Annotated in this window: 4 protein-coding genes; 2 read left to right on the top strand and 2 right to left on the bottom strand. The window is 44.2% G+C overall.

From position 1 onward, the window contains the following. The coding region (locus PX636_RS10530) for an FAD-binding oxidoreductase (RefSeq protein WP_502882875.1) at positions 1-688 on the top strand (688 nt) is incomplete at its 5' end. 9 nt (positions 689-697) lie between these two features. Further along, positions 698-2,053 carry a (Fe-S)-binding protein gene (locus tag PX636_RS10525; protein WP_288117074.1) on the top strand — a complete coding sequence of 452 codons (1,356 nt, stop codon included), beginning with the start codon at positions 698-700 and terminating at the stop codon, positions 2,051-2,053. A 52-nt stretch (positions 2,054-2,105) separates the two neighbouring features. Here PX636_RS10525 and PX636_RS10520 read toward each other — a convergent pair whose 3' ends face one another. Next, on the bottom strand, positions 2,106-3,539 hold the full coding sequence (locus PX636_RS10520; RefSeq protein ID WP_004162733.1) for a phosphoglucomutase/phosphomannomutase family protein: 1,434 nt from the start codon (positions 3,537-3,539) through the stop codon (positions 2,106-2,108). Positions 3,540-3,758: 219 nt separating this feature from the next. Beyond that, on the bottom strand, positions 3,759-4,103 hold the full coding sequence (locus tag PX636_RS10515; RefSeq protein WP_004162734.1) for a hypothetical protein: 345 nt from the start codon (positions 4,101-4,103) through the stop codon (positions 3,759-3,761). Positions 4,104-4,323 lie beyond the last annotated feature (220 nt).

Here is a 4,323-nt window from a genome sequence, read left to right as displayed (position 1 = left end):
CGGCACTTTAGGGATTATCGATCAAATTACCCTACGACTGTATCCCGAAACCGCTAACTCAGAAACCCTGATCATCACTGGAAATAGCGAAAATATTAGCAAATTGAGTCAAGTTATTCGGCAATCGGCCTTAACTCCCACTGTGGCTGAATGTTTAAACCCAGGGATGACGCAAGCACTAGGATTAGGGGAAAAAGTCGCTTTACTGCTGCGTTTTCAAAGCATTCCCGAAAGTATTAGCGAACAATCGCAACAGGTGAGTTATTTAGGACAACAGTTAGACTGTCAGACCAATTATTATCGGGATGAGGCAGAAGTTTCTCTAGGGCAAAGATACCGAAAAACAATCGATAATTATGACCAAGAGGGCAATTTTTTCGGCAAAATAGGATTATTACCTAGCAATTTAGCTCTAGTTATCGACCAAATTAACGGACTAGCCTCGATTAATATTAGTAGTGGGGTGGGTAAAGTTATCTTAAAATCGGAGGAAAATCTTGACAAAATTCGCTCTTTATGCAGTGCCAATCAGGGTTATTTAACTGTGTTAACCGCACCTCCATCACTAAAAGAAAAAATTGAACCTTGGGGCTATACAGGTAACGCGATTACCATGATGAAAACCCTAAAAACTAAATTCGATCCTCACGGTATTTTTAGTCCTGAACGCTTTCTTAACAAAATCTAATTAAAAATCATGCAAACCTCCGATAATTCCGTTAACTTTCAAGAATTAATCGACCAAAAAAATCAAGGATTTGACCCCAAGAATCCCCCAGCCCAAGAATTAATCGATAGTTGTGTTCACTGTGGTTTTTGTCTATCTACCTGTCCCAGTTATCGAGTCATTGGCAAAGAAATGGACTCCCCCCGGGGCAGAATTTATCTGATGAATGCCATCAATAAAGGGGAGGCAGTTTTAGACGAAACCACTAGCCAACATTTTGATACTTGTTTAGGTTGTTTAGCCTGTGTTAGTACTTGTCCATCGGGAGTACAATACGATCAATTAATCGCCGCAGTTCGTCCGCAAGTGGAACGCAATCAACCCCGCAGTTTTAAAGATAAAATTATTCGTTTTCTCATTTTTAATCTCTTTCCCTATCCCCTCCGTCTCAAATTATTTTTACCCTTCCTCTGGTTATATCAAACCCTGGGATTACAAACCCTAGTCAGGAAATCGGGTATCTTAAAAATGCTCTTTCCCCGTCTAGCGGCGATGGAATCAATTTTACCCAAAATTACCCTGGCCTCTTTGTTTAAAAACTATGCCGATGTTATTCCCTCCCAAACTGAAAAACGCTATCGAGTGGGAGTAGTTTTAGGTTGTGTGCAGCGCCTCTTTTTCTCGCCGGTAAATGAAGCAACAGTGCGGGTTTTAACTGCCAATGGTTGCGAAGTGGTTATCCCAAAAACCCAGGGTTGTTGTGCCGCTTTACCCGCACATCAAGGACAGGAAAAACAAGCACAAAGTTTAGCCAGACAAATGATCGATAGTTTCGCAGAAACCGAGGTTGATTATATTATTATCAATGCGGCGGGTTGTGGTCATACTCTCAAGGAATATCATCATATTTTAGCCGATGATCCTGAATATAAAGATAAGGCTAAGGAGTTTGTGGCTAAAGTACGCGATGCCCAAGAATTTTTAGCCGCAGTGGGTTTAACTGCTGATTTATCCGCGATTACCGAGACAGAATTAACCCTAGTTTATCAAGATGCCTGTCATCTTTTACACGGACAAAAAATCTCCGTGCAACCACGGCAATTATTGCAAAAAATCCCCAATATTAACTTAAAAGAACCTATCGATGCGGCCTTGTGTTGTGGCAGTGCCGGAGTTTATAATATGCTACAGCCAGATACTGCCGATGAATTAGGTCAGCAGAAGGTACGCAATTTATTAAATACTGGGGCTGCGGTGATTGCTTCTCCTAATCCGGGTTGTTCCCTACAAATTAAAAAACATCTACAATTACAGGGAAAAGATACACCCGTTATTCATCCCATCGAATTATTAGATTATGCGATTCGCGGGCTGAAAATTTCCTAGTTCATCCCCGTTTAAAATAGAAAACGGGTTTCTTCAAGAAACCCGTTTTCTATTAGATATAGATAGCCCAAGATTTTGCCCAGGCGAGAATTTCATCAACTCGATCGAGGGTTGAAGATTCACAGTAGAGACGCAAAACCGGTTCGGTGCCACTAAAGCGAATTAACAACCAACTGCCATCTTCTAAACGGAATTTATAACCGTCCATAGTATTACAATCAGTCACTTGTTTACCAGCAATTTCCCTTAAGGGTTCCTTATCCAAAGCAGTAATTAACTGATTGCGAGCTTCCATATTAGCTAAGGGTAAATCAATGCGATCATACTCAGAATGAAACCCGGTTTTATCCTGTAATTGCGCGTAAAGATCGCTTAAATCTTGGCCCGATTCTACCACCGCTTCCAAAACGTATAAAGCTGATAATAAAGCATCCCGTTCGGGAATGTGAGTACCATAACCGACACCTCCCGACTCTTCCCCACCAATTAACACAGGAGTGGTCAACATTCGATCGGCGATATACTTATAACCGATCGGGGTTTCAAAGACCGATAAACCGTATAAACTGGCTAATTTGGGGATTAAATCGGAACCGCTCACCGTTTTCACAATTTCCCCTCTCATTCCCTTTTTGCCGGCTAAATGCTCGATTAAAATCGGGATGAGATTTTGGGTGCTTAAAAAATTCCCCCGACCATCGATCGCCGCTACTCGATCGCTATCCCCATCGAAGACCAAACCTACTCGCAAAGGGGCTAAATTTGCGCTGTGAGCCAGTTTATCGATGATTTCCCTCAAATTTCTCGGTAAAGGTTCTGGAGAGCCGCCACCGAACAAAGGATCGCGATTGCCGCGTAATTCCGTGATCCCCACCCCCAAAAGACGCTCTAAACCGGTAGCCGCCGCACCGTGCATGACATCGGAATAAACTTTTAGTTGTCCCGATTCGATCGCGTTGGCAATAGCGGCAATATTAACTTTTTGGCGTAAACCCTGACAATAACCTGACCATGGCTCAAAAGTGCTTAATTTACCAGCAGCTGCGTTAAATTGCGGCGGATTAGACAATAAAGCTTCAATTTGTTGGGTAATTTCCGGCGAGACAGAACCACCAAAATAACCTTTAACCTTCAAACCGAGATATTTGGCTGGGTTATGACTGGCGGTTAACACGATCGCACCGAGAGCATTTTCTGATCGAGCTGCCCAACTAAAAGCGGGAGTCGGAGCGTAGGATTGGGAGAGAAGCACATCAAAACCGGCTTTTTGAAGCGATTCCGCCGCAGTTTGAGCAAAATCCTCCGCCATAAACCGCCGATCATAGCCGACGATCATCGTCCGCGAACCTGTGATCTGACCATAATTATCCGCTAAAACCTGAGCCGCCAAGGGAGCGAGCAGAGCGACTCGATCGAAAGTAAAATCGGCGGCGATAATCCCGCGCCAGCCATCGGTTCCAAATTTAATCGGGTTCACGGTGGTCATGATTTACGAACTACCCCTAAAATATCCATTTTCCCAATACTGTAACCCGCTCCGTACCCCTTGGCGATAGGCAATGGGGGGATAGGGGAAATGGGGAGATGGGGAGATGGGGAAATGGGGAAATGGGGAAATGGGGAAATGGGGAAATGGGGAATTTCAGCTAAAACCCTAAAACCCCAAAACCCCAACACCCTAACACCCTAAAAACCCAATACCTTTTCAGGTTTCTCGATCATCGGTTTTTGCCGCCGAATCGAGCGCGCCGACTTCACTGGCTAATAATTTTTCCATTAACATTTGTAACTTCATCCGTTCTATATAGGGCCATCCCCCGGTTTCCTCGATATCCCGGAGTAATCCGTATAAGTCCTTACGGGTATTGGGTAAAGATGGCTCGAACATCTGCTCGCGAATTTGCCGATGTAAATTTTCTAAAGTTCGCAGCAACATTAACAAACCGTTACAATCTCCCTGCTGTTCTTGGGCGATCGCTGTCACCGTCGTTACAAGGGAATCTAGTTGGCTATCTAATTGGCTGTTATCTCCCGGCAATCGGCTATTCATGTTCCTATTTGAAAACAGTCACACCAATCATATCAGTCATCAGCTATCAGTTACTTAGAGCCTCCTGAGTTGAAAGAGGGTGTGGGGTGTGGGGTGTGGGGTGTGGGGAAGTGGGGAAGTGGGGAAGTGGGGAAGTGGGGTGTAGGGTGTGGGGTGTGGGGTGTGGGGTGTGGGGAAGGAAACCTCTTTCATCTGTGGTGGTGAAAATTTTTTTATCGGG

The sequence above is a fragment of the Microcystis sp. M53598_WE2 genome, assembly GCF_030067735.1.
Lineage (GTDB): Bacteria > Cyanobacteriota > Cyanobacteriia > Cyanobacteriales > Microcystaceae > Microcystis > Microcystis aeruginosa.
Note: the sequence above shows the minus strand (reverse complement) of the source record. Positions and strands in the feature narration are given on the sequence as shown.